The organism is Kitasatospora sp. NPDC051170 (assembly GCF_044455705.1).
GTDB lineage: Bacteria > Actinomycetota > Actinomycetes > Streptomycetales > Streptomycetaceae > Kitasatospora.
In genome coordinates, this window is the sequence record NZ_JBITFA010000001.1 from 495,136 (window position 1) to 520,767 (window position 25,632).

Here is a 25,632-nt window from a genome sequence, read left to right on the forward strand (position 1 = left end):
GGGGGTGGGGGATCGGCCGGGAGCGGGATCAGACGCATAAGTGGCGAAGTAATTCGACTTATGTGAGCACTTAAGCTAGGAGAGCCCACCGAAGGTTGGCAAGCCCTTTGACATGACCAGCCGGACGGAACGCGCTAGAACGGCTTGGCGGGGGCGGGCCCGAGGGTGGTGGCGCCGGGGGCGGACCGGTGGCCGAGGCCGGTCCGGTACGCGTCGAGGGCGGCCTCGATCCGCCCGGTGCGGCGCAGGAGGTCGCCCAGGAGGCGGCAGACATCCGCCAAGTCGCCGGCCGCTCCCGCGCTTTCAAGCCGACCGAGCGCCGTTCTGTAGTGCTCCTCGGCCTCCGTGTCGGCCCCGCGCCTCTCGGCGATGAGGCCGAGCAGCCGGTGGGCACCGGCCGCGTGCACCGCCCCCTTGTCCGCGCCGAGACCGGCCAGGGTCTGCTCCAGCAGCACCTCGGCCTCCGCGTCCTTGCCCTGACGGTGCAGCACGTCGGCCAGTTCGACGCCGACCTGGTGGACGTAGAGGGTGGCGCGCCGGGAGGCCAGCACCTCGCGCGCGGTGCGCAGGGCGGCTTCGGCCTGCGGCAGGTCGCCGCTCTGGGCGAGGACGTAGCCGCGCATCCAGTGGCAGTGGGCGAGTTCGGTGCGGATCTGCAGCTGCCGGTAGCACTCGGCGGCCTTCAGCAGCGAGGCGTCGGCCTCCGCGGCCCGGCCTTCGGCGAGCAGCGTCCGGGCGACGCCGCGGTGCATCCTCGCGACCAGGGCCGGGTCGGAGACCTCCGGGGCCAGGGCCAGGGCCAGCTCCGCCGCCTGTGCCGCCCGCGCGTGCGCCCCCATGTCCGCGTACGGGGCGATGAGCGCCGTATAGAGCAGGACGAGCGCCTCGGGGTCGCGGAGCCCGGCGGCGTTGAGCTCGTCCAGCGTGGACTCCAACAGGTAGCAGGCGTAGCGCAGTTCACCCGCGAGGAAGTGGGTGAGGGCACGGCCCCGGATCGCCGGTACGCGGTGGGTCAGCGGCCCGCCCGCCTCGGCGAGGACGCCCTCCGCCGCTTCGAAGTGGCCGCGCGCCCCGACGAGTTCCCCCGCCTCCAGGGCGCACTGGCCGAGCCCCTCGAGAGCGGCGCCGCGCTCGGCGGCCAGACCGTGCCGCTCGGCATCGGCCGCGACCGCGGCGTACCCGGGCACGGCCTCCTCGGGGTCGCCGGTGGCCAGGGCCCGCTGCGCCTCGGCCAGGCGCATCCGCAGCTCGGTGGCGAGGTGCGGCGGGCGGCCGCTGGAGAGCTCCTCGTACGTACGGCCGAGGCGCTCGGCGATGTGCCGCAGGGCCTTCTCCGACGGCTGGACCTTTCCGGCCTCGACGGTGGAGATGTAGGCGGCCGTGTAGGCCGGCTCGGCCACCTGGCGCTGCGTCAGGCCGAGTTCGGTGCGCAGGCGGTGCACGCGGTGCGCCACCGACTCCACGCCCACCGACTCCTCACCCGCCGACGTTTCGGATGCCGACGTCTCGGATGCCGCCCCGCCCCTCGGGCGCCGGTCCATGGCCATCGGCCCTCCACTCTCCCTCGGTCCACGCTGCTCCGCCGAAGCCGGCCGGGCGGAGCGTGATCATCAGCGTATATACGAAAAGAGGGGGCGGAATAGGACTCTCCACGAACCATTGTGGCCAAACCCGGCCCCATGGCACCGCTCCCGTAGCCCCTGCGGCCGTAGATTCGCTCACAACTTGACGCATACACGATCAGGGGGAGACAGGTAATGATGCGTCCCGCAGGACCCGCCATCCGCATCGGCACGACACTCATGGCCGTGACCGCCACGGCGGTGACCGCCGTGGGCCTCGCCGCCTCGCCGGCCGCCGCAGCACCCACCGCAGCACCCACCATCACGGCGACGCCCGCGCTCGGCACCACCTGTACGGTGGCCGACCTCGGCACCCGCCACCCGTACATCAAGACGACGGAGGTCGCCCCGACGATCACCCACTTCAAGGGCTGGTACGTCACCCAGGGCAGCACCGGCTCCCAGAGCGTCACCACCACCACCCAGACCACCATCACCGTCTCCGTGGGCCTGGAGAACAAGATCGAGGGCGGCTTCGGCAGCGAGGCCCTCGGCAAGGTCGGCACGGCCCTGGGCATGAGCGTGAAGGTCGACTTCACCTCCACCAACAGCGAGTCGAGCACGGTCGCGTGGAACTTCGGCCAGCCCGGCTACTACGGCGTCTACAAGGGCACCAAGAAGGTCACCGGCACGTACGGGAGCCTCAACTGCAACCGCGTCCAACAGGGCAACGGCAGCTGGGCGTTGCAGTGGGTCGAGGGGCCCGGCAGCGGCGCCTTCACCACCTACACCACCCTCGAGGAAGGCGCGGTGCGCTGCGAGGACACCGTGCCCGCCAGCAGCATCATGGCCAAGGCGAAGCTCCTCCTCGACTGCGGTGCGCCCGCCGCGAAGGCGGAGCACCCGGCCGGCGCGGTGGCGCCGACCGCGGAGCAGAACCAGGGCCTCCTCGCGCAGCACCCGGCCCCCGTCGCCGGCACGGCCGCCGAACAGCCCAAGGCCACCGGGAGCAGCGCGCCGGCCATCGCCGTCGCCCTCAACTGCGAGCCCGGCGCCTACCGGATCGACGTCCCCGGCAAGGTCCTGAACTGGAGCGCACCGCTCCTGGCCAACGACGGCGTCCGCCTGCGCGAATCCACGTTCTTCAGCGCCCACCTGGACAACTGGCGGCTGTGCAACGTGTCGGAGACCAACGGGGTACTCGAGGCCACCCTGTGGAACTGGGGCAACGGCGGATGCGCGACCGTCCCCGCGAACATCGCCAACCAGGAGCAGGCGTACCTGACGACGGCCAACTGCGCGGAGGACGACCTCCAGCGGTTCTACGTCTACCGCGACGTGCCCGGCAGCTCGAAGGTCGGCCTGCAGAACAAGTACACCGGCTCCATGGTGGGCTACGACCGCTACGGGGACGGGGAGTTGATCCGCCAGTACTCCAGCGGTCGGCAGGACGGCACGGGCACGTTCACCATGACCGGAGTCTGACGGCCACCTCACCGTGAGCACGGCCCCGCGGGCAACGATCCCGGCGGACGCGCACCCCGACGGGACCGAACTCGTCGACGCCGGGCGCAGGTGCGGCAGGACATGTCGCGCTCGCGCCCGGCAACGCGCCTACTGGAGCGCCAACTCTCCAGTTTTCTATGGTGGTTGGCCCGATGAACGCCCACCGGCTGTCGGTGAGCTGCCCACGCGTCACGGACAGCTTCCTACCGGATTCCGCCTTCAGGCAGGCGCGAAACCGCAATATTGATCACAACACCACACAGGCCCTAGTCCGCGGCCAGCGCGGACAGGATGTCGAGGCGAGCCGCCCGCACAGCCGGGGCCAGCGCCGCGAGGACGCCGGCGATCACGGCGGCCGCCGCCAGTTCCGCAAGGGTGATCCAGGGCACTGACAGGACGGTTTGACCCTCACCCGCCACGCGATGGAGGGCGATCCCCCAGGCGATGCCGAGTGCCAGTCCCGACAGAGCCCCCAGAGCAGTGATCACGACCGACTCCAGGCGGACCATGCGGCGGACTGCGCGGCGTGAGGCGCCGACCGCGCGCAGCATGCCGATCTCGCGCGTCCGTTCCCCGACCGACATGGCCATCGTGTTGGCCACGCCCAGCACCGCGATGACGACCGCGAGGGCCAGGAGCGCGTACGCCGTCGAGAGCATCTGGTCGGCGCTGCTCCGGACGGCTGCCTTGTAGGCCGCCCGGTCCTGCACGGCCAGTTGCGGATACCCGGCCAGCGCCGTGGTGAGTGCCTTCCCGACCGCTGTGGGGTCCGCGCCGCGGGCCGCGAAGGCGAACAGGGTGGTGTCGGAGGCGGTGGGAGCCAGGGTGGACAGGACGTCGAATCCGACACTGGGCGCGAGCCGTACCCGGCCCATCGACATGCCGGACGGTTCCTGGCGTTGAACGGCGCCGACCGTCAGGGTCACCGGGGAGCCGCCCGGTCCGGCGAGGGTGACGTGGCCGCCGATGCCGACGCCGAGCCGCTCGGCCATGGCGTCCACGAGGACGATCTGGCCGTGGGCGAGCGCGGCCCCCGGGTCGCCCGCCGTGTAGGTCTCGTGCATCGCGGTGGGGAAGCCGGGCTCGTCGCCGTAGACGGTGGTGGACAGCGTGGTAGCTCCCGCGGTGAGCGTGGCCCTGGTGATCCGTTCCCTGATGACCTCGCCGATTCCCGGTACGCGCCGCGCCGCCTCGGCGGCCTCGGGCCCGAACTGGGCCTGCGCGTGCTGTCCGCCGATGATGAAGTCCGCACCGAGCATCCGGTCGGTGCGGGCCGCCATGGAGTCCGAGGCGGAGGCCGCCGAGACGGCCATCGCCGTCGCCACGCAGATGCCGATCATCAGCGCGGCGGAGGTGGCGGCGGTGCGGCGCGGGTTGCGCAGCGTGTTCCCGGCGGCGATCGCGCCGATCGGCCCGAAGAGCCGCGGGAAGGCGGCCGTCAGGACCGGGACGACGATGCGGACGAGAGCGGGCCCGAGCGGGAGGAAGGCGATCAGGGTCAGGATCATGCCCGGCGCCGTCGCGGCACCGCCCGCGATCAGCAGACCGGCCCCGGCGAGCAGCAGCACCGCGCCGGTCAGCGTGCGGCCCCGGCCGGGCCGGGTGCTCGGCGCGGCCGCCTCGCGGAGAGCGGCCATCGGCGGGATGCGTCCCGCGCGCCGTGCCGGGATCACCCCGGCGGCCAGGGTGGCCACGGTGCCGACGGCGTAGCCGACCAGCACGGCGTCGGGCCCGACGACCAGCGAGGTCGGGCCGAGGTCGAGACCGAAGGAGGCCATCGCCGCGTGCAGCCCGACGGCCAGCCCGATCCCGGCACCGATGCCGAGGGTGGAGCCCAGGAGGCCGAGGACCAGGGCTTCGAGCAGGACGGACCGGTTCAGCTGCCGGCGGCTCGCGCCGATCGCGCGCAGCAGGCCGAGCTCGCGGGTCCGGGCCCCGACCAGCATCGAGAACGTGTTGAAGATGAGGAGCACGCCGACCAGGACGGCCACCACCGCGAAGCCCGTCATCACCATGCCCAGGAAGTCGGTGGTCTGACCGGCCCCGTTGTCCGGGGTCACGGCGGTCGGGTCCTTGGCCTGGACGTGGACCGCGCCGCCCAGGGCGGCCGCGAGGCTGCGCCGGAGATCGGCGGGCGTCACACCGGCGGCGGCTTCCACCCTGATCGAGGTCGCCGCGCCGGGCTTGCCGAGCAGCCGCTGCTGGGCGGTGGGGGTGTCGACGTAGACGCGGGTGTTGCCCTGGCCGGCGGCCTTGAAGTCGGCGATGCCGGTGACCCTGGCCTCGAACGTGCCGGGGACGGCGACCACGCGGATCGTGTCCCCGATCCGCACGTGGGCGCGGTCGGCCGAGATGCGGTCGAGCACGGCCTCGTCGGGGCCCTGCGGGGCCCGGCCGTCGGCGAGCCGCACCGGGGACCGGTCGGAGTCGTACCAGTTGCCCGCCAGTACGGGGATGCTGCTCTTGGCGCCGAGGCCGGACAGCCCGCTGCCCGCGTCGATCGCCTTGTCCTGCGCGTCGGTCAGCGTCGCGGTGTCGACCGTGACGTCGGGGTACGCCGCCGCCACGCCCGGCACGGCGCGCACCTTCCCGGCCAGGGCGTCGGCGTCCGGCAGCGTGCCGCCCTCGCCGACCACGGCCCGCTGCACCGCGTCGCCGGCCTCGGCCGGCCCCGTGCCCGCCGGCAGCGGGGCGGTGACGGTGACATCCGGGGCGCTCGCCGCCGCGGCGTCGTCCAGGGCCCCGTTGATCGTGCCGGTGAAGATCATCGTGCCGGTGACGAAGGCCACCGAGAGCACCACGGCAAGGCAGGACATCGCGAGTCGTCCCTTGTGCGCGAAGATGCCGCGCAATGCCACCTTCAGCATCAGCGCTTCCCCCCGCCCTGGCTCATCCGGTGCAGGACGGCCTCGGCGGTCGGGGACCGCAGCTCGCCGGCCACCCGGCCGTCGGCGAGGAAGACCACGCGGTCGGCGAAGGACGCGGCGGTCGGGTCGTGGGTCACCATGACGACGGTCTGTTCGAGCGTGTCCACGCTCCGGCGCAGCAGCCGCAGGACCTCCGTCCCGGCCTGGGAGTCCAGGTTCCCCGTGGGCTCGTCGGCGAACACGATCTCGGGCTGGCCCGCGAGGGCGCGGGCACAGGCGACCCGCTGCTGCTGCCCGCCGGACAGTTCCGAGGGCCGGTGGCGCAGCCGGTCCACCAGGCCGAAGGTCACCAGGATCTCGTTGAGCCAGGCCCGGTCGGGCGTGCGGCCCGCGATCGCCATGGGCAGGGTGATGTTCTCCAGGGCGGTCAGGGCCGGGATGAGGTTGAACGACTGGAAGATGAAGCCGATCCGGTCGCGGCGCAGCTCGGTGAGCTCGCGCTCGCGCAGCGCGGTGAGCTCGATGTCGTCGATCCAGATCCGGCCGCCGTCCACCGAGTCCAGGCCCGCCAGACAGTGCATCAGGGTCGACTTGCCCGAGCCGGACGGGCCCATGATCGCGGTGAACGCGCCGCCCTCGATCTCGATGTCGACGCCGTCCAGAGCGGTGACCTTCGCGTCGCCCGCGCCGTGGACCTTGGTGATCCCCTCGCCGCGGGCGGCGGGCTCGGACACGGGGGCCGGTGTCCGGTCGGAGCCCGGTGGCTGATCCGGGTCGAGGGTTCGGTCGAGGGTCATGCGGATGCTCCATCCTTCGAGGGCCGTCAGGTGTCGGACGGCTTTCCACGATGGCGGTCGCGGCCGGTCCGCCGGATCAGGCCGCGGCACGGAATCGGTGCCCGGTCCCACGCCCGGACACCGGGTGCGCACCTGGTCCGGGGTACAGGTCCGAAGATGCGACCGAAGACGGATGACCCTCCCCCGCACCCGCGACTACCGTCAGGACGTGCACCTTCGGCCCCCGCTCACCAGACGGCTGACCCGCGACCAACTCGTCGGGCTGGACGTCGCGGTCGGTGTGGCGCTCCTGCTCTGGGGGCGCCCCACCGACGCCCAGCTCGCCACCGCCGGACTCTCCCTCCCGGGCTGGTACGCGCTGCTGACCCCGCTGGCCGGCGCGGTGGCGGCCAGACGGCTGTGGCCCGGGCTCGCCCTCGGGGTGTCGCTGGCGGCGTACGCGACGATGGCGGCCTACGGGTTCGCCAAGGGCCCGTCCCTGGCGGTCGCGTTCTGCCTCTACCAGTTCGCGCTCTCGCAGCCGCGGTCCCGGGCCGTGGCCGGCCTGGTGCTCGCCGAGGCCGTCGTCGGCGTCGGCATGGCGATGGGCGGGAGTTCGGTGCTCTTCGACAACGCGTGGGCCGCGATGTGGTTGGGGCAGAGCGCGCCGCTCGTCGCCATCTGGGCGGCCGGCACGATGATCAGGTCACAGCGCGCCTACAACGCCGGGCTGCGGGCCCAGGCGGAACGCCAGGCGCAGGCCCGCATCGAGGAGGCGCGGCGGACGGTCGTCGAGGAACGTCTGCGCATCGCCCGCGAGTTGCACGACGTGATGGCCCACAGCATGAGCGTGATTGCCGTACAGGCGGGCGTCGGCCGCCACGTCATCACCGGACACCCTGACGAGGCCGCCAAAGCGCTGACCGCGATCGAGACGGTCAGCCGCACGGCGCTGCGCGAGGTGCGGGCCCTGCTCGACGTGCTGCGGGAGGAGTCACCCGCCGACGACCCGGCCACCACCTCGGAGCCGGCGCAACCCGGGCTGAGCGACCTCCCCGTCCTGATCGAGCAGACCGGCCGGACCGGGCTCCAGGTCGAGCTGCGGATCAGGGGCGCCGCCCGGCAGCTCCCGCCGTCGATCGACCTGGCCTGCTACCGGATAGTCCAGGAGGCGCTGACCAACTCCGTCAAGCACGCTGCGACCGCCCGCGCCCGGGCCCGGGTCAGCTACCACCCGGACGGCATCGAGATCGAGGTGACCGACGAAGGCCGCCCCGGCCCCGCCGTCGCGCCCGACAGCCCTGGCGGCCATGTCGGTCACGGCCTGATCGGCATGCGGGAACGGGTCGCGCTCTCCGGCGGCGACTTCGCCGCCGGCCACCTCCCGCTCGGCGGCTTCCGCGTCTGGGCCCGGTTCCCCACCGGGGAACCGGGGTGAGCGCGGACACGAGCGGGGACGTGCGGGTGGTGATCTGCGACGACCAGGCCCTCGTCCGCGCCGGCTTCCGCGTACTCGTCGACACCACACCGGGCCTCACGGTGGTCGGCGAGGCCGGCGACGGAGCCGAGGCGGTCGAGGTCATCCGACGGGAACGGCCCGACGTCGCCCTGATGGACATCCAGATGCCCGGGATGGACGGGATCGAGGCCACCCGGCGACTGCTCGGCGGCGAAGACCCGCCACCGGTGCGGATACTGATCCTCACCACCTTCGACCTCGACCGCTACGTGTTCACCGCGCTCCACGCGGGCGCCAGCGGCTTCCTCCTGAAGGACACCCCACCGGAAGACCTCCTCTCGGCCATCGGCATCATCGCCGACGGCGAGGCCCTGCTCTCCCCTCGCGTCACCAGGAAACTGGTGACCGAGTTCACCAGGCGCCCCCAGGTGGCGGTCGGAGCGAACCGCCGCCTCGCCGGGATCACCGACCGGGAGCGCGAGGTCCTCGTCCTGATCGCGAACGGCCTGTCCAACACGGAGATCGCCGACGAACTGCACCTGTCGCACTCCACCGTCAAGTTCCACGTCAGCAGACTCCTCGCCAAGCTCGGCGCCCGGGACCGAGCCCAGCTCGTCATCGCCGCCTACGAGAGCGGCCTCATGAACCACCTGTGAATCAGCCCTCTCGCTCACACCGTGGTCGCTGGTGCCGCATCGGGCAACGTTCGCCCTGGCGACTACTTCACGTAGGCGCTCGTCGGCGGCGTGCTTGTTTCGCCGTCGTTCGGTTAGCTTGACTCTGTCGGGGATCTTGGCGGTCCGCTCAGTCTCTGGCGGACCGCCAAGACCTCGGCCGGGGGATCCCGTGCTGGTCCAGGAAGTACTACGTCCCCACCAGCAACATCGCGGCCGACACCGCTCCCTGACACGCCCCACCCGAATGGCCGGCCCGGATCATCGGGCCGGCCATTCGCCGACCAGCCCATTACCGTCGTTTCGTCAACTCTGCGCCAACTGTGCGCAGTTGCTCCTGACCAGGTCGATCGTGGCCGCGATGAGGCGGGTCTGGTCGAGGGGGACGAGGTAGCGGGGGTGGCCGGCGACTGCCTGGTCGAGGGCCTCGACCATCAGCTGGTAGGGGTCGACGGCGGGATACGTGCGCGTGCTGGCCGCCGCCGTGAGCTGCGCGGGTGCGGCGCCGGCGCAGAAGGCCGGGGAGGACAGGTGCAGGCTGCCGGTGCTGCCGGTGGCGGTGAACTCCTCGGCCGAGGCGCCGTCGAGGGAGCAGTGGATCTCGGCGCTCCCCCGGCCCGGGAAGTCGAGGACGAACGCGGTCTCGCTGTCGGCGGAGTCGGGGTGCCACCGGCTCTGCTCGGCCCACCGGACCTGCGGGGTGGCCCAGTCGAAGGCCGCCAGGGCGGCCGAGACGGCGTAGTAGCCGACGTCGTACAGGGCGCCGCCGCCGAGCGCCGGGTCCAGGCGGTAGTTCCCCTCGGCGGGGGCCAGGCCGTCGAACCGGGCGGTGACGGCGCGGACCGTACCAAGCTCTCCCGCTTCGAACAGCGCCTCCATGGCCCGGGTGCGGGGGTGCCAGCGGTTCCAGGCCGCTTCGACCAGGAGCCGGTCCGCCTCACGGGCGGTCTGCGCCATCGCGTCGACCTCAGCAGCCGACAGGCCGAGCGGCTTCTCGCACAGCACGTGCTTTCCGGCACGCAGCGCGGCCGTCACCCACGGGAGGTGCGCGCTGTTGTGCAGCGCGATGTAGACCACGTCCACGTCCGGGTCCTGGAGCAGGGCCTCGTACGCGGCGTAGGTCCGGCGCGGACCGAGCGCCCGGGCCCGGTCGAGGTCGCCGGCGGCCACGGCGTGCAGGACGGCGCCGCCGGTCGCCAGGACGGCGGGCGCGAGGCTGGAGCGTGCGATCGAACCGGCCCCGAGGAATCCCCAGTTCGCCATGGTCAGCTCGCCTCCGCCGTCGCCCGGTCCTCGGCCTCGGTGTCCATGTCTTCGGCCGCGACCAGGTCCAAGACGAGGGAGCTCCAGCCGAAGGAGCGCGCGCCGTGGCCGGCCGCGTCCTCCGGTCCGTAGCATTCGCGGGTGCCGGAGGCGGCGACGAGTCGGCAGGTGCGCTCGACCAGGGTGCGCGCCTCGGCGTGGTAGCCGTGCTTCCTGAGGCCCCAGTACAGGTACCAGTTGAGGTTGACCCAGCTGGACCCGCGGAAGATCGCCTTCGTGGCGAACTCCGGGTCGTACGAGGGCTCGTTGGCGGCCACGCTCGGCACCGGGTACGGACGCCAGAACTCCCTCTCGTCGAGCAGGTGTTGCTCGATCACGCGCTGGGCGTGCCCACGCGGTACGGAGTCGAGGAGGATGGGGAAGAGCGAACTGGCGGTGAGGATCTCCACCCGTCGGCCGGAGACGAGGTCGAGGTCGTAGAAGGCGCCCGTACGCTCGTCCCAGCAGTGGCGCAGGAGCGCGGCGCCGATCGCCCGGGACTGCTCGGTGAGCCGCGTGACGAGCCGCTCGGGCAGCTGGGCGCTGCGGGCGAGCCGGGCCAGGCAGGCGAGTCCGTCGGCGTAGACGGTGTTGAGGAGGACGTCGTTCCAGACGAACAGGTTGCGGGCGCGCAGCGGCGATTCGGGGGTCCGGCCCGGTGAGTAGTCCTCGATCAGGGTGCGCATGGCGCTGTGCCAGGCGTCGTTGACCTTGCCGGGGGCGAGGCCCTCGATGCCGAGCGCGGCGTCGTACTTGGGGCTGCAGTCGAGCCCGGACTCGTCGGGCTGGTAGATCTCGAGCAGGCCGGTCGCGGGGCTGGTCCTGTGCTCCTTCAGCCAGGAGAAGAAGGCGAGCACGGGCGGCAGCACCCGGCGCAGCCACAGCTGGTCGCCGGTCGCCTGGTGGACGCGCTCGACGGCTCTGGCCACCACCGGCGGGGCGATGGTGACGGATCGCCACTGCTCCCACAGGTCGATCCGGAACTCCGCGGTCGCGGTGGGCCGCAGGTCGTCCTGCCAGAGCAGCATGTGGGGCAGGAAGCCGGAGGGCGTGGCGGCGCCGACCAGGGAGCGCAGCTCGTCGCGGGCCCGGCGGGTGTCGGTGCGGGTGAGCGCGATCGCGTGGTAGCTGCTGTCCCAGGCCCACTGGAAGGGGTAGGAGTCCGGGGACGGGCAGGTGAAGTCGTACGATCGCCCGGCTCCCTTGGAGAATCCGGTGCGTCGGTTGCCGCGCAGCGTGGCGCGGGCGGCGTCGACGGCTTCGGCCGGGGCGTTACCGGTCAGCATGTTCGGTCGCTCCTCGCGGGTCGGTCGGGGCGGCATGGTGAAGGGGGGCAGGGGCCCGCCCTGTGGCGTCCCGGCCGCTCAGCGAGAGCAGCAGGACGGCCAGCAGGACGAGGGCCCCGGCGACGCTGAAGGCCGACCGGATACCGAGCCGGTCCGACAGCGAGCCGAGCAACAGCGGTGCGAGCATGATGGCGGCGCCGACGAGCAGTTGGACGTTCGCGGTCGCCCGTCCGGTCCGCCCGGGGGCGGCGCCCACCGCGAGGGCGAGCGTGAGCGGGAAGAGGTTGGCGATGCCGAGGCCGCTGACGAACAGGCCCGCGAGCGCCATCCAGGTCGTGGCGGCCGTCCAGAGGGCGAGGACTCCCGCACCGGTCACGGCCAGTGTGGCGAGGACCAGCCGGGGCGTCGGCCACCGGGTGCCGGTGAGCCGGCTGCCGGCGAGCCGTCCGAGCAGGGTTCCGCCGTAGAACAGGGCCATCAGGGTGGCCGCCTGATGATCCGTCAGATCGGTGATGTCGCTGAGCAGGGGTGAGCCGTAGAAGACCACGCAGAACTCGGTGGCGACGACGACCGCACACAGGGTGCCGAGGATCCAGAAGGCCCCGGGGAGCCTGCCGCCGCCGTCCTCCTGCGCTTGCTGCCGCTGCGGTCCCGTCCCCACGCCGGGGCCCACGCCGGGGCGCAGCGGCTCGGTGCGCAGGAGGGCGTACAGGGCCGCCACGGCGAGCGCCGGCAGCAGCAGGCTCCAGTTCCAGGCGGCGCCGAACGCCTGGAGCGCGCCGATGACCAGCGGTGCGAGGAGCGCGGTGGCGCTCGCCCCCGCGTTCGCCTCGAGCAGCGCGCGCTCGCGCAGCTCGCCGTGGTGTTCGGCCAGTGCGGCCAGCGCGGTGGTCTGCAGCAGGGAGCCGCCGATCCCGCCCACGGTGGCGGCGGCCAAGGTGACGGCGACGTCGGCGCCGGTGGCCAGCAGTGCCCCACCGAGGGCGAGGGCGCAGGCCGCCGGCCAGAACAGCCGGCGGTAACCGAACCGGCCGCGCAGTCGCTCGAAGACGAGGTTGGTGACCACGGCGCCGGCGGCGAACGCCGTGGAGTGCAGGCTCATCGTCTGGTAGCTGAGGCGCAGGTCCTGGCGCAGCAGCGGCAGCACCGGGCCGAGGGCGTACAGCAGGTAGGCGAAGACGGCCAGCCCGCTGTAGGCCGCCGCCGTCAGGCGGTCCCGCCGAAACGGTCCTTGCTCCGGCGGTAAGTGCTGCGTCGGTAAGTGCTGCGTCGGTAAGTGCTGCGGCGGTCCGTGCTCCAGCGATCCCTGCCGGCCGTCCGTCACGCCGGTGTTCCCACCCGCTCGGTGGCCGCGACGGCGCCGTGGTGCTCCGCGAGCCCGGCGAGGACCTCCGGCGCGAGCATGGACGTCTTCATCGAGGCGCCCGCACCGTACTCGGTGAAGGCCCTGCGCACGCCGGCCTCGTCGTCGAGGGCGACCCGCGTGGTGATCAGCGGCCGGGCGTCGACCAGTCCCGTCTCGATCAGGCGCAGCGCCACGTTCGTCACGCTCGCGGTGCGGGCCATGGGGAACAGCCGTACGTCGAAGGGCGTGGAGCGCAGTTTGAGGCCCTTGGCGAGGATCATCCAGGTGTTGATGAGCTGCGGCACCGCGGTCGCGCCGTAGATGACGTACGTCCCGCCCGGGCGCAGCAGGCCCATGGCCTGCTCCCTGATGTCCTTGGCGCCGCCGGCGGCCGGGGCCGCGACATGCGGGAGGGCGTCGAAGACGTAGTCGGCGTAGTGGTCGTGGTGCTCGTGCGCGAAGGCTTCGAGTTCGGGGGCCTGGGTCTCGGTGTTGAAGGCGGTCGAGGCGCCGTTGTCCAGCGCGATGGACAGCCGGGCGGCGTTGCGGTCCAGCACCGTGACCGAGCCCGCGCCCAGGTACCGGTGCAGCACCTGGACGGCCAGCAGGGCGCTCGGGCCGCAGCCGAGGACCACGCAGGTGTCGCCGGGCCGGGGCGGGTTGAGCAGCAGGGAGCGCAGCACCGAGGTGAGGGGCTCGACCACCGAGGCGAGGTCGGAGGTGACGCCGGGGGGCAGGACGACCGCCGCCGCCTGGTCCGCGTCGTAGAAGTTGCGCTCGGTGTACCAGGAGGTCTCGACTCCGCGCCGTCCGGCGAAAAGCGGCCGCAATGCGCGGTACTCGGCCATTCCGCCGAAGTCCGTCTGCCCCCAGTAGGTGAGGCGGTCCCCCGTCCTCACGTCGTCGCGCAGCCTTTTCCCCACGTCGACGACCCGGCCGACGTATTCGTGGCCGGGAATGATCGGCCAGGCTTCGGGGAAGAGGTGCCCGCGGAAGTACGAGACGTCCGTCGAACATATGGAAACCGCTTCGGTGCGAAGCAGGACTTCATCCGGACCGCAGGTCAGATCCGGAACGGCGGCACGTTCGAGTTCGCCCGGCGCATTCATGAGATAGGCGTACACGGATTCCCCCTCTGTGTTTCTGCTGGGTCTTGGGTGTCACGGAGTGGAGGCCCCGGACGAATCGACCTCGAAAGCGACATCGAGCGCGTACCTGTCGCCCACGTACCGTGATTCGGTGAGTTCGAGCGGCTGACCGTTCTGGTCCGTGATCAGCCTGACTTCGGTGAGCAGGGCGGTCCCCGGGCTCACGTCCAGGAGCCCGGCCTCGGCCTCGTCGGCCACGGCCGCCCGGATGGACGAGTGACCGCGCGTCGGCGTTCTGCCGAGGGCGATGAGCGTGGCGTGCACGGAGTCCCGTGCGAAGTCCACCCGGAGCAGCTCGGACAGTTCCGACGGGAAGACCGCCGTCTCCAGCACGGTCGGGATTCCGTCGGCGAGTCTGACCCGGCGGATTTCCACCACGGTCGCGGGATTGGGCAGGATCAGCCGATTGGCTTCCTGGTCCGTCGCCGGGCGCAGTTCGGCACTGATCAGCGTTGACGAGTGCTTGCGCCCCTGTCGTCGCATTTCCTCACTGAAACGGACGAGGTTCTCGGCTCTACGGCGCGTGGGCGGTTCCGCCACGAAAGTACCCCGCCCGGACACCCGATAGACGAGATTCTCCGCGACGAGCCGCTGCACGGCCGCTCTCGCGGTCATTCGGCTCACGCCGAATTCCGCGCACAATTCTGTTTCCGAGGGAAGCGGATCATGGGGTCGACGGCCGGCGATTCGCCTTCGGAGCGCCTGCTCGATCTGGTAGTACCTGGGTGAGAAATCGGTTCCCACTGGGCCTCCATATGAAGAAAGAGTATGCCGAATATCTGTATAGTCAACTAGTCCCATACTAGGACACGCATACACGAAGCGTGCGCATATGGTCACGCTCACAACCCGATCTCCTGTGATCCGTGTCACATTCCATGCACCACCATTGACGCCCGGTCCGGCACCGGCGGTAAGCCGTCTAGCCGTATAGACAGGTTGTTGCTACGGTGCGAGGAGCGCGATCTCACGCCCACCCGAGGGAGAGACTCATGGACCACACCGGCACCGACGTCGCCCGAGTCGCGAAGATGATCGACCACTCGCTCCTGCGCCCCGAACTGACGGCACGTGACGTGCTCGAAGGCTGCGCCCTGGCCGCCCGCTACGACGTGGCCTCGGTCTGCGTGAAACCGTCCGACGTGAGCAGGGCCGCCAAGGAACTGGCCGGCACCGACGTCCTGGTCGGCACCGTGGTGGGCTTCCCCCACGGCTCCTCCCTCACGGCCGTCAAGGAGGCCGAGGCACGGGCCGCCCTGGCCGACGGCGCACGGGAGCTCGACATGGTGCTCGACATCGGCCGCCTGCGCGACGGTGACGAGGACGCCGTGGCCGCCGACATCACCGGTGTCGTCCAGGTCGCCCGACAGGCCGACGCCATCGTCAAAGTCATCTTCGAGAACGCCTACCTGACGACCGAGGAGAAGCTGCGCGCCTGCCGGCTCAGCGAGGAAGCACAGGCCGACTTCGTCAAAACCTCCACCGGCTTCGCCCCGGGCGGAGCCACCCTGGCCGACGTCCGACTGATGCGGGCCAACGTCCCAGCACGGATGAAGGTCAAGGCCGCAGGCGGCGTGCGCACCCTCGACCTGCTCCTCCAGATGGTCGAAGCCGGAGCCGAACGCTTCGGCGCCACCGCCACCGCCACCATCCTGGACGACCTCGCCGACCGGATCGCCACCGACCGGGCGTAGCCGGGTCCGATCAGGCTGATCGATCGACAGTCATCTACGGCCGCCCCTCCGCCTTTCGCCAACCCCGGTGCCATGGTGTGTAATCGCGCAAGTCGAAGCACATCGACGCACGAGGGCGAGGGCGAGGGGAGAGCCTGGTGGACGAGTTGCAGCCGACCGATCCGCGGCAGGTCGGAAAGTACCGGATCACCGGGTTGCTGGGCGCCGGCGGCATGGGCCGGGTGTACCTCGGGCAGTCGCCCGGCGGGCGCGCGGTCGCCGTGAAGGTCGTACGGCCGGAACTCGCCCAGGACTTCGAGTTCCGGCGCCGCTTCGCCCGCGAGGTGGCGGCCGCCCGGAGGGTCAACGGCTTCTTCACGGCCACCGTGGTCGATGCCGACCCCGAGAGCGAGACTCCGTGGCTCGCCACCGCCTACGTCCCCGGCCTGCCCCTCGACCGGGCGATCGCCACCCACGGCCCCTGGCCGGTGGAGTCGGTACGGGCCCTGGGCGCAGGCCTCGCCGAGGCGTTGGAGGCCATCCACGCGGCCGGCCTCGTCCACCGCGACCTCAAGCCCTCGAACGTCCTGCTCGCCCCCGACGGCCCCCGGGTGGTCGACTTCGGCATCTCCGTGGCCGCCGAGGCCACCGGGCTCACCCGCACCGGGATGATCGTCGGCACCCCCGGCTTCATGGCCCCCGAGCAACTCACCGGCGCGCCCGTCACCCCGGCCACCGACGTGTTCGCCCTCGGCGCCGTCCTGGCCTACGCGGCCACCGGCACCGGCCCGTTCGGCACCGGCTCGGCACAGGCGCTCAACTTCCGCATCGCGTACGAGGAACCGGACCTCTCCGCGCTGCCGCCGGGCCTGGAGATCGTCGCCCGCTGCCTCGCCAAGGACCCCGCGCAGCGACCGTCCGTCGCCGCCCTCATCACCGAACTCGCCCTGGCCGTCCCCGTCGACAGCCACCCACCCACCGAGGTCGTCACCCCGACCACCCCCTGGGCCCGCCCACTACCCGGCCCGGTCACGGCGCCACCGGTCCTCCCGCCGACCACTCCCACACCCTCACCCGCCCGCCTCCAGACCCTCCTCCCCCACTGGCTGGCCATCCCGGCGCTCGCACTCGCCACGGTCCTCCCGCCCGTCGTGGGGTCCTCCGTCGCCCTGACGAGCATGTCCCGGGGCTCCTGGCCGGTGGTCGTGGCCGTCGCCTTCGGCATCGCCACCTGCGCGACGGCCCTGTTCCTCGCACGCAGCACCCGGACGGCTCCCGTGCCCCGCTGGCCCCGGTACGTGCACGCCCTCGCCGCACTCCTCAACACCGGGCTGGTCGTCTTCTACGTGAGCATGATCGCCAGCCGCCCGCACATCGCACCCCTCGGCGGCGGCGCCTACGCCTACATCCTCGGCTCCGCGATGCTCCTCTACGGCCTCGTCAAGTTCCCCTCCTCGAACCGGAGAAGCCCCACCCCGTGACGCGCCGCCGACACCACCCCGTCTGGACGGACGGACCTGGATTCGCCCCGCCGCTGGACGACTGTCACGTCTGGAGGACCCACGGGGCGGGCATATGACCTTCATCCGGCGATGGCCTGGCTGCGACTCCCCCACGAAGCGCAACCAGGCCCAACCGGCGACCGGGCCTGGGCGTGACTCCCCCCACGGAGCAACGGCCAGGCCCGTTTACCGCTCGACCGGCGACACGCAGCGTACATGCCATATCCACCCAGCGCTACCTGCCCGTCGGCAGCGGCCCTCCCCGCGGCTTCGCGCGGGGCCAGAACGCCCGGTTCCGCCCCACCGAACCTCAGAGGTCAGCGGGCCGACACCGGGCGTTCCGCACGTTCTACGGGCCCTCGGCACCGATGACGGTCAGCGAGGGAACTGGTCGGCGTACGGGTCCGGTTCGCCGGTTTCGGGCTTGAGGCCGGCCTTCCAGCGGAGTTGCTCGACTCGCCAGTGGACGAAGGTCGGTGGCGAGCAGTCCCACAGCTCGCCGGCGATGCTGATCGGCCGGCGCGACCAGCCGTCGTGGTCCTCGTTGACCAGTCGGCGGAGGAATTCGGCCATCCCGAACGGGTGGACCGTGAAGGTCGGGTGGGTGTGTCGTCCGTAGACCAGGACCGGCCAGCAGTCCGGGTCGCTGTCCTCGGTCAGCCAGCAGAGGATGTCGGGACCGGACGTGACTCCCCAGGCCAGGATGTGCTTCGGGTCGACGTCGAGAGCGGTTCTGCCCCCTTCCATCTCCCAGCCGTAGCGGACCTCCTCGGTCTCCCCCGCCACATCGCCCGGATTCCATTGGATCCCCTCTGTGGGGACGGGCAGGAGGACGCTGGCCTCGCTGTTGATCGAGCCGCCACCGTAGACGGACATGAATGCCTTGTAATCCGAGGGGAAGCGGATGCTCCAGGCCGCTTCGACGGCCGCCCAGTCGACCTGTTCGTCGGCACCGTGCTCCGGCGACATGATCTGCATGAGCGCTGCGACGCCCGGGTGTTCCGCCATCTGAGTCTGAGTCTCCTCATCCGATCAAGCCTGCTCAGCCTAGCCGCGCGCTTGTCGGCGTCGGGTTCTCGGGGAGGCGCAGATGGCGATGCTGACGGCCGGCCGCTTCACGGTCGGCAGCGTCCTGGAGGAACAGGCGGACGACGGCTCCGGCCCGCAGGAGGACAGGGCGGAGATGCCGGTGATCGACCACGCGTCGGCCTTCGAGGCCAGCCTGGCCCTCATCCTCGACGGCCTCGTGCACCAGCAGGAGGCGGCCTCGGCTGCCGAGCGCCTGGGCTGACCTCGCGCTCCCGCCCTCCCCCGGGCGGGGGAAGGCCGGATGATCCATGGGACGGATGTGATCGGCGCGGGCGACGGGGAGCCTTGGCGTGTATCTGCAATCCGGATGTACGGGGGTCACAGTGGCTGTTCCTGCGAACTCGGAGGCGGGCGACGTCTCTCGGCCACCCATCACCAGCCCGGGGCGGACGTCATGGTGGCGGCGGTGGCCCGTGTGGGTTCCCACGGCCGCTGCTCTGTGGGGCGTGCTGTACGCCGCTGTCGAGATCACCTGGGCGGTGACGGGCACCACGGTGCCGTGGAAGGACCACTCCGCGTACGCCTCGGGGGTCCAGCTCTTCCTGGCGACCCTCGCGCTCCTGGTCGGCGGCGCCTGCCTGGCCGGCACCCGAGCGCTCTCCCGGCTCGGCCGGGCTGCGGTGGCGACGGCGCTGGTCACAGCGCTCCCGGTGCTGGTCGTGGGAACGAACGGGCTGCCCATCTACTTCGTGACGATGGCGACGCTCTCGGGGGTCCAGAGCGCCACCGGGCTGGCCCAGGTGCTGCTGAACACGGCCGGCGCCGCCCTCGTGCTCCTCGCCGGCCTGTCGTACCGCCGACGGCTGCGCGGCGACTGCCCGCGGTGCGGACGGCCGCACGCCGGCGCCGTCGACGGCCCGCTCACGCACCCAGCCGCTTCCCGGGCCCCGAGGCGCACCCGCGTGGCGGTGTACCTGCTCATGTGCGGACTCCTGCCGTGGGCGGGATCCAAGACCGTCTGGACGCTGGGCGGCAACGCGCTCGGCGTCGCGGGCGCCGACTGGCAGAGGATGTCGGGCGCCGACGCGTCGGGACCGGCGAAGGCAACCGCGTCGGCGGGGATCGACGTGACCGTACTGGCCGCGATGGTGGGGATCTTCCTCCTGCTCGGGCTGCTGTACGCGTGGGGGCAGGTGTTCCCCCGCTGGACGCTGTTCCTGTCCGGACGACGGGTCCCGCGCCTGCTGCCCTTGGTTCCGGCCTGGCTGACCGGCATCCCCCTGGCCATGTACGGGGCCGTCCTCACCGTCCTCGCCCCGCTCATCGCCGTCGGCGTGCTGCCCGGGATCGAGCCGTCCCCGCCGTTCACCTCCAGCTCGGGGATCACCTGGTTCGTCGAGTTCGGCGGCCTGGCCTTCGGAGGCCTGGGCGTCGGCCTCATCGTGGCCGCTCGCTCCTATGCCGCCCGCACCCGGCCCATCTGTTCCAGCGCCCTGGAAGTGACGACGAAGCCGACGTAATCGGGTCGTGGCGATCGGCCGACCGGTCCGTTACGGCCCGGTCAGACGGCGGAGAGGTGCAGCTTGAACGGCGAACCGTTGGAGCTGGGCGTCCAGCCGTTCGACCGCGCCACCCGGATACCTGCGGCGACTTCGCGCGGCAGGACGACCTCGGCCGGCACCATGTTCGGCGGGAAGACGGCCGGTCGGCCGGTCTCCACGACGAGCGTCGTTCCGGGACGGGCCGCGTCCTCGACCAGGTAACCCAAGGTGCTGACCTCGTAGTCGCAGCACCAGTGTTTCCTGCTCACTCGCCAGCGGTACTCGACGCCGTCGACGACGATGCGGCGGGAGCCCTTCTTCACCAGTGCCACTCTTCGCCCTTCGGCTGCTCGTCCATGTCCGTCGCCAGTCTCCCTGTACGGCACACGCCTGTCACCGGGTTTGGCCCAGAGCCTCCGCGTCACCGAACGCGGTGCCCGGCCCGTCGAGGAGCACTTCGCGGTGCTGCCAGGCGAGTTGGAGCAGCGCCGCTCCCGCGGGCTGCATCGGTTCACGGCCGGTCAGGCGCTCGACCTGCTCCGCCGTGAAGGGGATCCCGGCGGCCTGCCCGGTGCCGTCCTCGAGCTGCACCCGGTGGCCCTCGTCGTTGGTGGAGACGATCCGCTCGAAGGTCGTGTCGAACAGCTCGGCGTCGAACACCGCGACGGTCAGCATGTCGGTGACGAGCGTGAGCGGGTCCATGCTGAGGCCCAGCCAGTACACCCGCAGCATGCCGGCCGCCCGAGCCTCGTTCAGGGCCCGGTTGAACGGCCAGGCGTCGTAGTCGATCGGGGCGGTGTCGCTGCCGTAGTCCTCGCTGCCGCCGAGCAGTTCCTCGCTCAGCTCGCGGACGACGGCCCGCCACAGGTCGAAGTCGTTGGCCTCGTTCCAGGGGGCGTCGTGGGACGCCTGGAACATCCCCACCGGCATGACCTGGAAGAGCCCGCCGCCGCTCGCGACCTTGGCCGGATCGCGCCAGTGGAGGAGGAACTCGGCCCGGCCGGTCTGCCGGTCGTGGCGGATGACGAGTGTGCTGACGGCGGTGACGACCGGGCGGCGGCCGAGGTCCGTCGGGTCACCGATCGCCGTACGGAACGGCGTCGCACCCGAACTGGGCGCGACCAGGGTCGCGGCGGCGTACTCGTGGGCGGCGGCCTCGCAGACGTTGATGACGTCGAAGTACCGGCCGCGCCCGAAGGTCAGCACCGGCACCGCCGCGTCCTCCCCCACCTCCAGCAGCCGGTAGCAGCCGCGGTTCTCGAACAGTCGCGGCCTGGCCAGCTCGCGGACGGCGTCGGCGTAGAAGGTGTACGGCGTGCCGTCGTCCCGCCGGGGGCGGACGGCGTCCAACTCGGCGCCGCTGCCGTCGATCGGGGCCGCAGGAGTCTCCTCCCGCCACCGCAACCTGACCCGTTCCAGGGGCACGGGCGCATCGGGAATCCAGTGCCCGCGCGCCAACACCCGCCCGCCGCAGGCGAACTCACCTGGAGACCGGTCGGCCACGGCCGCCCGGGTCAGCTCGAACCGGCTGCGGTTCAGGTACTCCCGGACCTGTCGCCACGCGGCCCGACTGGCCTCCGGCGTGACGGCCGACTCCGGCCGAGGGGTGGTGGACACGGCGCTCCTTCGACGGGACGGCGGCTTGCCGGCAGCCTACGTGGCGGTCGCACGGGCCGCGCGGATGCGGCACTGCTCGAAGGCGTACCTGATGCGGGAGTCCGGGGACGGCTGGGCGAGGAGGAGTTCGCCGGCGGCGACGAGGGTCGTCCAGTAGCGGGAGGGGTCGCCGGTGCGGGCGAGGGGGCGAGCGGCGGTGAGGGAGAGGTAGGCGGTGGTGAGGTTGCCGGTGGTGAACCAGCGGGCCAGGCCGTGCTGGTGGCCGGCGCGGATGCCGCCCATGGCGTCGATGGCGGTGAGGAAGAGATCGACGATCGCGAGCTCGCGGTCGTCGAGGGGCTTGGGGACGTCGAAGGTGCCGAGGGCTTCGAGGAGTTCGCCCGTGTCGGCCTCGGAGCCCGGGCGGGGGTTGGCGAGCAGGGCGTCGTAGCACTCGTCGAGGCGGCGGTTGGCTTCGGCGGCGGGGATGGCGAGGGCCGCGCAGACGGCGCGAGCCGAGCGCAGGGGCTGGCGGGTGCGCCGGGCGAGGTTGGCGTAGACCTCGGCGGGGGTGGAGCCAGCGTCGAAGAGGTGGCGGGCGGTGAGGGCGAGTCGCATGGGGGTGTCGCCTCTCAGGCAGCGGGGGCGATGGTCGCCCAGACGAACTTCCCGATCCCACCGACGCGGGGGCAGCAACCCCAGCGCTCGGCAAGCTCGTTGACGAGGAACAGCCCACGGCCGCACTCGTCGTCGGGGCTCGACGGACGGAGGGTGGGACGGCCGGTGCTCGCGTCGTGCACTTCGAGACGCAGGAGGTCCCCGGTGAGGGAGATGCGGATCTCGATGCGGCGGTCGTCGGGGGCGTCGGAGTGCTGGACCGCGTTGGCGAACAGCTCACCGAGCAGGAGCTCGGCAGTGTCGAAGTAGCGATCGCCGGAGGGGAGCCCGGAGAGGTAGGCCCGGAGCAAGCACCGGGCCTGGGGCGTGGATTCGATGAGGGAGTCGAGGCGGGCGGCGAACGGGCGGGGGCGGCAGGTGCTTTCGAGCATGGCGATGTTCCTCAGGGGGGTGTTGGGGGGCGCGGGGGTGGTGCGCGGGTCGCGCCATGCGCAGCGTCACTCCGATCCGTAGCGCTACGACTACCCGTGGTGCCCACTGTGGAATAGCATCGGCCATGCTTTCAACGTTTCGCTATAGAAGGGATAGTTACTAACGATCATGAATCGCAAGGAACTTGACCCCGACTCCTCACCCACTGCGAAGTTCGGCATCCTGGTCCGCAACGCCAGAGAGGCGAGAGGCTGGACACAGGATCACTTGGCGACCGTCACCGGATACTCGGCCGTCCACATCTCCGCGGTGGAAACTGGCCGGAAGCCTCCAACCGGGCGTTTTTCGAAGAGAATTGATGGTGCCTTCGGCACGGACTCCTTTGAGCGGGAGTGGCGCCAGTCCGGACATGGGGTTCTTTTCGAGGGCTTCGACCAGTACGCGGTCAAGGAGCGGGAGTCCGTTTCGATCCGAATCTTCGAGCTGGACATGGTGCCCGGCATACTCCAACACCCGGACTACAGTGCCGCGTACGAGATGGCGCCGGTTCGACGCGGTGAAACAACGAAGGAGCAGGCCGACGAGAGGCTGATCGTCCTGGCCGAACGCCAACGGCTGCTCGACCGTCCCACCATCGTCCATGCGGTTCTCGATGAGTCCGTTCTGCGGCGCCAGATCGGCGGACCGGCTGTGATGGCCCGACAGTTGCAGTATCTGGAAGACCTGACGGCGCGCCCCTACCTCATCCTCCAGATCGCGCCGTACACGCTGGGCGAGGCACGCCCGTTCTCGCACTCGGTCACCTTGTTGACCCTGCCCACCCGCACGATGGTCGGGTACACCGAAACTCTGGGCCGAGGTCTTCTGGAACGGGACTCCGAGGTCGTGGCCAGATGGGCCGGCCAGTACGATCGCCTTCAGGTCGACGCCCTCAGCCGGGCAGACAGCGCGACCATGATCCGGGAGGCACGGAAGTACTATGAACGGCTTGCACGGTGACCACCCAACCGCCGCCCGATGGCGCAAGAGCTCCCACAGCAACGGGCAAGGCGGGTGCGTCGAGGTCGACGACTCACGCCCGGGAACTGTGCGTGACTCCAAGGACCCCGAGGGCCCGACGCTGTCCTTCCGGGCCGACGCTTGGCGGGCGTTCGTCGCCGCCGTCAACTCCGGTGAGTTCGGCGATCTCTGACCACCGGCTGGTGAACTCCATCCTCTTCGCCGTCGGCCAGCCCCGTGACTGCTTCATCAAGGCGTTCCACTTCGAGCAGGTCTGAGCTAAAGCTTGTTGCAGAAGGGTGGATGCTGACAGGTCGGTGTGTGGTCTGACCTGCTGGTTCATGCGGTTCGGGCGAGGTTGTGCATGTGGGCGACGGCCTGCACGGCGTGGTGCAGGCCGTCGCCTTTCTGTCGGCAGTCGCGGAGGATCTTGTAGTTCTTCATGCGGGCGAAGGTGTGCCCGACGCGGGGTGTCCAGGGCGTTCGTCACAGAGTGACCTTGGGCGCCCTCGCATCGTCCGCGCAGTCACTGCGAGATCTTCGCTCAGCTGGGCGCCACGGGCTGTTCGAGAAGCTCCTCCGGTCCGTCGAATCCGCAGCGCCGGTACAACGGCGCACTGCGCTCGGAGGGCCACACGATCAACGTATCCAGGCCGTGAGCGCGCGCATAGCCGGTCGCCTCGTCAAGCAGGGCCCTGCCCAGACCGCGATTGCGCTGTTCGGGGACGACGTAGAAGTTGGTCACGTAGCCGAGGGCGTCGGAGCCCGGGTAGGGACTCGGGACCTTCTCCACGAGACACACGAAGACGTGCCCACAGGGCCGGCCGCCCGCCTCCGCGACCCAGACACGCCACGGCCCGGCCATCCGGGAACGCAGCCACTGCGTGCACTCGGCGGTGAACTCCTCTTCTTCCTGCGGGACCTCATCTCCGCCGTCCTCCACCTTGAACCGCCAGCGCATGGCTGCCAGCGCGGGCGCGTCATCAGAGTCGGCCTGACGGATAACTACGTCACTCATGGCCACACTCTCGCAGGCCGATCCGCCGGAACGAAACTGCCTACTGCCCCGTCCAGCGACCCTTGGAATTGATCATCTAGTCGGCGAGCAGGACGGCCGGCAGCGGGGCCTCCAGCACCAGGGTCCGGGGGAGCGTCAGACCGAAGTGCCGCTCCAGCACCCCCAGGGTGGTCCGGTGCACCTCGCGGCCCGCTCGCTCCTCGTCCGGCAGACCTTCGGCGCTCAGCAACTCCTTGACCTTACCCGCGACTTCGGGGTCTCCGACGACCTGGCCGTTGCCCCATGAGTCGTCCAGGTGCAGATTGAACGAGCACACCGTCCGACCGTCCCGGTGGTAGTGGAAGGTCGGCGGCACCGGCTTGCCGTTCTCCTCCTCGTACTCCACCAGGAAGACCTCGGCCCCGCCCTCGGAGATCGCCGGACCGTCCCCGAACTCACCGAACCAGCCCCCGTACGCCACCGCGAAGGTCCACCCGCCGCTCACCCCCAACCGCAGCCCGATCCCGTCCCAGGCGTCCCCGAACTCCTCCTCCAGCGCCTCGACCAGCCCGCCCCCGGTGAGCTCCCCGACCGGCTCCACCGTCCGCTCCGACCACTGGGCCGAGGCCGCGATCCGCGCCGCCAGCGCCTCGACCCCGAGCCCTCGGGCCAGCGTCACGCTGTAGCCGCCGAAGGCGATGCTCTGTGGCTCCGCGAGCCAGGCGATTCCGTCCGTCATACAGGTGATCCTGCCGCACCACACCGACACACCTCCGCCCCGGGCCGCCGGCCTGCTCCGACCCGGCCGCCCACCCGGCCCGATCAAGGAGACAGGCCCTGGTCACCCTGGCATGTCGTGCAGACGCCGGTGAGTTCGACGGTGTGGTGGACGTCCGCAAACCCTGACCTCGCGGCGATGCGGTCAGCCCACGCCTCGACCTCGTTCGACTCAACCGGCTGGCTCAGGCCGCACTCGCGGCAGATGAGGTAGTGCCGGTGATCGGTGCCCGGGCGGTAGCGGAAGAGCCGTTCGCCGTTGGTGTCGCGCACGACGTCGGCGCGGCCCACAGCGGCGAGCGCGGTCAGGGTGCGGTAGACGGTACTCAGGCCAACCCGGGAGCCGGTGGCGAGCAGGCCCGCGTGCAGGAGTTGGGCGCTGACGAAGTCCTCGCATCCGGCCAACGCCCGTAGGACCTCGGCGCGCTGAGGGGTGAGGCGGCCGAGACCGTCTCCCCCGGGCTGGTCAGCCTCGCCCGTACGCCGGTCGGTCGCGCGGCGGAAGGCCGCCGTCAGTCCGCTGGTCCTCGCCTCGGTCATGGT

At 71.4% G+C, this 25,632-nt stretch carries 25 protein-coding genes and 1 pseudogene; 9 read left to right on the top strand and 17 right to left on the bottom strand.

Annotated elements, in window-relative coordinates:
* Positions 1–134 precede the first annotated feature (134 nt).
* Positions 135–1,541, bottom strand: coding sequence for a tetratricopeptide repeat protein (locus tag ACIBCA_RS02235; RefSeq protein ID WP_396281229.1), 1,407 nt, complete (start codon positions 1,539–1,541; stop codon positions 135–137).
* Positions 1,542–1,802: 261 nt separating this feature from the next.
* Here ACIBCA_RS02235 and ACIBCA_RS02240 point away from each other — a divergent pair, with 261 nt between their 5' ends.
* A complete protein-coding gene (locus ACIBCA_RS02240) occupies positions 1,803–3,047 on the top strand; it encodes a hypothetical protein (RefSeq protein WP_396281230.1) in 1,245 nt (414 codons plus the stop codon).
* A gap of 287 nt (positions 3,048–3,334) precedes the next feature.
* Here ACIBCA_RS02240 and ACIBCA_RS02245 read toward each other — a convergent pair whose 3' ends face one another.
* Both ACIBCA_RS02245 and ACIBCA_RS02250 read right to left on the bottom strand, forming a co-directional pair.
* Positions 3,335–5,935, bottom strand: a complete 2,601-nt coding sequence (locus ACIBCA_RS02245; RefSeq protein WP_396280880.1) for an ABC transporter permease — start codon at positions 5,933–5,935, stop codon at positions 3,335–3,337.
* The gene (locus ACIBCA_RS02250; protein WP_396280881.1) at positions 5,935–6,732 is read right to left on the bottom strand and encodes an ABC transporter ATP-binding protein; all 798 of its coding nucleotides are present in this window, start codon (positions 6,730–6,732) and stop codon (positions 5,935–5,937) included. The genes ACIBCA_RS02245 and ACIBCA_RS02250 overlap by 1 nt, the downstream gene beginning before the upstream one ends.
* Before the next feature lie 172 nt (positions 6,733–6,904).
* On the opposite strand from ACIBCA_RS02250, the gene ACIBCA_RS02255 reads away from it, so the two are divergent.
* Positions 6,905–8,149, top strand: a complete 1,245-nt coding sequence (locus ACIBCA_RS02255) for a sensor histidine kinase (RefSeq protein ID WP_396280882.1) — start codon at positions 6,905–6,907, stop codon at positions 8,147–8,149.
* Complete coding sequence (locus ACIBCA_RS02260; protein ID WP_396280883.1) at positions 8,146–8,826, top strand: response regulator; 681 nt, start codon at positions 8,146–8,148, stop codon at positions 8,824–8,826. Before ACIBCA_RS02255 ends, ACIBCA_RS02260 begins: the two co-directional genes overlap by 4 nt.
* Positions 8,827–9,150: 324 nt before the next feature.
* Here the strand turns inward: ACIBCA_RS02260 and ACIBCA_RS02265 are convergent, their stop codons facing one another.
* Genes ACIBCA_RS02265 through ACIBCA_RS02285 form a run of 5 tightly spaced genes read right to left on the bottom strand, consistent with a single transcriptional unit; the run spans position 9,151 to position 14,726 of the window.
* Positions 9,151–10,107, bottom strand: coding sequence for a Gfo/Idh/MocA family protein (locus tag ACIBCA_RS02265; protein ID WP_396280884.1), 957 nt, complete (start codon positions 10,105–10,107; stop codon positions 9,151–9,153).
* A gap of 2 nt (positions 10,108–10,109) precedes the next feature.
* Positions 10,110–11,432, bottom strand: coding sequence for an amylo-alpha-1,6-glucosidase (locus tag ACIBCA_RS02270; protein WP_396280885.1), 1,323 nt, complete (start codon positions 11,430–11,432; stop codon positions 10,110–10,112).
* Complete coding sequence (locus tag ACIBCA_RS02275; protein WP_396280886.1) at positions 11,419–12,756, bottom strand: MFS transporter; 1,338 nt, start codon at positions 12,754–12,756, stop codon at positions 11,419–11,421. The genes ACIBCA_RS02270 and ACIBCA_RS02275 overlap by 14 nt, the downstream gene beginning before the upstream one ends.
* Positions 12,753–13,901 (bottom strand): zinc-binding dehydrogenase, encoded by a 1,149-nt coding sequence (locus ACIBCA_RS02280; RefSeq protein WP_396280887.1) that lies wholly within the window; start codon positions 13,899–13,901, stop codon positions 12,753–12,755. Before ACIBCA_RS02280 ends, ACIBCA_RS02275 begins: the two co-directional genes overlap by 4 nt.
* A 36-nt stretch (positions 13,902–13,937) precedes the next feature.
* Positions 13,938–14,726, bottom strand: coding sequence for a GntR family transcriptional regulator (locus tag ACIBCA_RS02285; protein ID WP_396281231.1), 789 nt, complete (start codon positions 14,724–14,726; stop codon positions 13,938–13,940).
* Between the two features lie 191 nt (positions 14,727–14,917).
* Between ACIBCA_RS02285 and deoC the strand changes: the two genes are divergently transcribed.
* Both deoC and ACIBCA_RS02295 read left to right on the top strand, forming a co-directional pair.
* Positions 14,918–15,619, top strand: coding sequence for a deoxyribose-phosphate aldolase (gene deoC / locus ACIBCA_RS02290; protein ID WP_396280888.1), 702 nt, complete (start codon positions 14,918–14,920; stop codon positions 15,617–15,619).
* 137 nt (positions 15,620–15,756) lie between these two features.
* Entirely contained in the window at positions 15,757–17,079 is a 1,323-nt protein-coding gene (locus tag ACIBCA_RS02295) for a serine/threonine-protein kinase (RefSeq protein ID WP_396280889.1), read from the top strand.
* A 396-nt stretch (positions 17,080–17,475) separates the two neighbouring features.
* On the opposite strand, the gene ACIBCA_RS02300 is transcribed toward ACIBCA_RS02295, so the two are convergent.
* Complete coding sequence (locus ACIBCA_RS02300) at positions 17,476–18,108, bottom strand: SMI1/KNR4 family protein (RefSeq protein WP_396280890.1); 633 nt, start codon at positions 18,106–18,108, stop codon at positions 17,476–17,478.
* Between the two features lie 82 nt (positions 18,109–18,190).
* Here ACIBCA_RS02300 and ACIBCA_RS02305 point away from each other — a divergent pair, with 82 nt between their 5' ends.
* Positions 18,191–18,391: a hypothetical protein gene (locus ACIBCA_RS02305; RefSeq protein ID WP_396280891.1), complete on the top strand. Its 201-nt coding sequence runs from the start codon at positions 18,191–18,193 to the stop codon at positions 18,389–18,391.
* 244 nt (positions 18,392–18,635) lie between these two features.
* Entirely contained in the window at positions 18,636–19,649 is a 1,014-nt protein-coding gene (locus tag ACIBCA_RS02310; protein WP_396280892.1) for a hypothetical protein, read from the top strand.
* 41 nt (positions 19,650–19,690) lie between these two features.
* Here the strand turns inward: ACIBCA_RS02310 and ACIBCA_RS02315 are convergent, their stop codons facing one another.
* From ACIBCA_RS02315 to ACIBCA_RS02330, 4 genes are all read right to left on the bottom strand, one after another.
* Positions 19,691–20,002, bottom strand: coding sequence for a hypothetical protein (locus ACIBCA_RS02315; protein WP_396280893.1), 312 nt, complete (start codon positions 20,000–20,002; stop codon positions 19,691–19,693).
* A 61-nt stretch (positions 20,003–20,063) separates the two neighbouring features.
* On the bottom strand, positions 20,064–21,287 hold the full coding sequence (locus ACIBCA_RS02320; RefSeq protein WP_396280894.1) for a hypothetical protein: 1,224 nt from the start codon (positions 21,285–21,287) through the stop codon (positions 20,064–20,066).
* A gap of 36 nt (positions 21,288–21,323) precedes the next feature.
* Complete coding sequence (locus ACIBCA_RS02325; protein ID WP_396280895.1) at positions 21,324–21,884, bottom strand: hypothetical protein; 561 nt, start codon at positions 21,882–21,884, stop codon at positions 21,324–21,326.
* A gap of 14 nt (positions 21,885–21,898) precedes the next feature.
* A complete protein-coding gene (locus tag ACIBCA_RS02330) occupies positions 21,899–22,315 on the bottom strand; it encodes an ATP-binding protein (protein ID WP_396280896.1) in 417 nt (138 codons plus the stop codon).
* Positions 22,316–22,484: 169 nt separating this feature from the next.
* On the opposite strand from ACIBCA_RS02330, the gene ACIBCA_RS02335 reads away from it, so the two are divergent.
* On the top strand, positions 22,485–23,315 hold the full coding sequence (locus ACIBCA_RS02335) for a Scr1 family TA system antitoxin-like transcriptional regulator (RefSeq protein ID WP_396280897.1): 831 nt from the start codon (positions 22,485–22,487) through the stop codon (positions 23,313–23,315).
* Entirely contained in the window at positions 23,296–23,508 is a 213-nt protein-coding gene (locus ACIBCA_RS02340; protein WP_396280898.1) for a DUF397 domain-containing protein, read from the top strand. The genes ACIBCA_RS02335 and ACIBCA_RS02340 overlap by 20 nt, the downstream gene beginning before the upstream one ends.
* Before the next feature lie 146 nt (positions 23,509–23,654).
* Here the strand turns inward: ACIBCA_RS02340 and ACIBCA_RS02345 are convergent.
* From ACIBCA_RS02345 to ACIBCA_RS02360, 4 genes and pseudogenes are all read right to left on the bottom strand, one after another.
* Positions 23,655–23,783 (bottom strand): annotated as a pseudogene (locus ACIBCA_RS02345) (IS5/IS1182 family transposase); the annotation flags it as partial.
* 76 nt (positions 23,784–23,859) lie between these two features.
* Positions 23,860–24,333 carry a GNAT family N-acetyltransferase gene (locus ACIBCA_RS02350; protein WP_396280899.1) on the bottom strand — a complete coding sequence of 158 codons (474 nt, stop codon included), beginning with the start codon at positions 24,331–24,333 and terminating at the stop codon, positions 23,860–23,862.
* Positions 24,334–24,409: 76 nt separating this feature from the next.
* Positions 24,410–25,051 carry a DUF6461 domain-containing protein gene (locus ACIBCA_RS02355; RefSeq protein WP_396280900.1) on the bottom strand — a complete coding sequence of 214 codons (642 nt, stop codon included), beginning with the start codon at positions 25,049–25,051 and terminating at the stop codon, positions 24,410–24,412.
* An 83-nt stretch (positions 25,052–25,134) separates the two neighbouring features.
* A complete protein-coding gene (locus ACIBCA_RS02360) occupies positions 25,135–25,629 on the bottom strand; it encodes a Fur family transcriptional regulator (protein WP_396280901.1) in 495 nt (164 codons plus the stop codon).
* Positions 25,630–25,632 lie beyond the last annotated feature (3 nt).

Coding starts and splice junctions, on each gene's coding strand:
- ACIBCA_RS02355 (WP_396280900.1), bottom strand. CDS start 25,051: ATGACGGACGGAATCGCCTGGCTCGCGGAGCCACAGAGCATCGCCTTC.
- ACIBCA_RS02235 (WP_396281229.1), bottom strand. CDS start 1,541: ATGGACCGGCGCCCGAGGGGCGGGGCGGCATCCGAGACGTCGGCATCC.
- ACIBCA_RS02270 (WP_396280885.1), bottom strand. CDS start 11,432: ATGCTGACCGGTAACGCCCCGGCCGAAGCCGTCGACGCCGCCCGCGCC.
- ACIBCA_RS02350 (WP_396280899.1), bottom strand. CDS start 24,333: ATGAGTGACGTAGTTATCCGTCAGGCCGACTCTGATGACGCGCCCGCG.
- ACIBCA_RS02340 (WP_396280898.1), top strand. CDS start 23,296: ATGAACGGCTTGCACGGTGACCACCCAACCGCCGCCCGATGGCGCAAG.
- ACIBCA_RS02265 (WP_396280884.1), bottom strand. CDS start 10,107: ATGGCGAACTGGGGATTCCTCGGGGCCGGTTCGATCGCACGCTCCAGC.
- ACIBCA_RS02250 (WP_396280881.1), bottom strand. CDS start 6,732: ATGACCCTCGACCGAACCCTCGACCCGGATCAGCCACCGGGCTCCGAC.
- ACIBCA_RS02255 (WP_396280882.1), top strand. CDS start 6,905: ATGACCCTCCCCCGCACCCGCGACTACCGTCAGGACGTGCACCTTCGG.
- ACIBCA_RS02330 (WP_396280896.1), bottom strand. CDS start 22,315: ATGCTCGAAAGCACCTGCCGCCCCCGCCCGTTCGCCGCCCGCCTCGAC.
- ACIBCA_RS02360 (WP_396280901.1), bottom strand. CDS start 25,629: ATGACCGAGGCGAGGACCAGCGGACTGACGGCGGCCTTCCGCCGCGCG.
- ACIBCA_RS02300 (WP_396280890.1), bottom strand. CDS start 18,108: ATGGCGGAACACCCGGGCGTCGCAGCGCTCATGCAGATCATGTCGCCG.
- ACIBCA_RS02335 (WP_396280897.1), top strand. CDS start 22,485: ATGAATCGCAAGGAACTTGACCCCGACTCCTCACCCACTGCGAAGTTC.
- ACIBCA_RS02325 (WP_396280895.1), bottom strand. CDS start 21,884: ATGCGACTCGCCCTCACCGCCCGCCACCTCTTCGACGCTGGCTCCACC.
- ACIBCA_RS02285 (WP_396281231.1), bottom strand. CDS start 14,726: ATGGGACTAGTTGACTATACAGATATTCGGCATACTCTTTCTTCATAT.
- ACIBCA_RS02305 (WP_396280891.1), top strand. CDS start 18,191: ATGGCGATGCTGACGGCCGGCCGCTTCACGGTCGGCAGCGTCCTGGAG.
- deoC (WP_396280888.1), top strand. CDS start 14,918: ATGGACCACACCGGCACCGACGTCGCCCGAGTCGCGAAGATGATCGAC.
- ACIBCA_RS02240 (WP_396281230.1), top strand. CDS start 1,803: ATGGCCGTGACCGCCACGGCGGTGACCGCCGTGGGCCTCGCCGCCTCG.
- ACIBCA_RS02245 (WP_396280880.1), bottom strand. CDS start 5,935: ATGCTGAAGGTGGCATTGCGCGGCATCTTCGCGCACAAGGGACGACTC.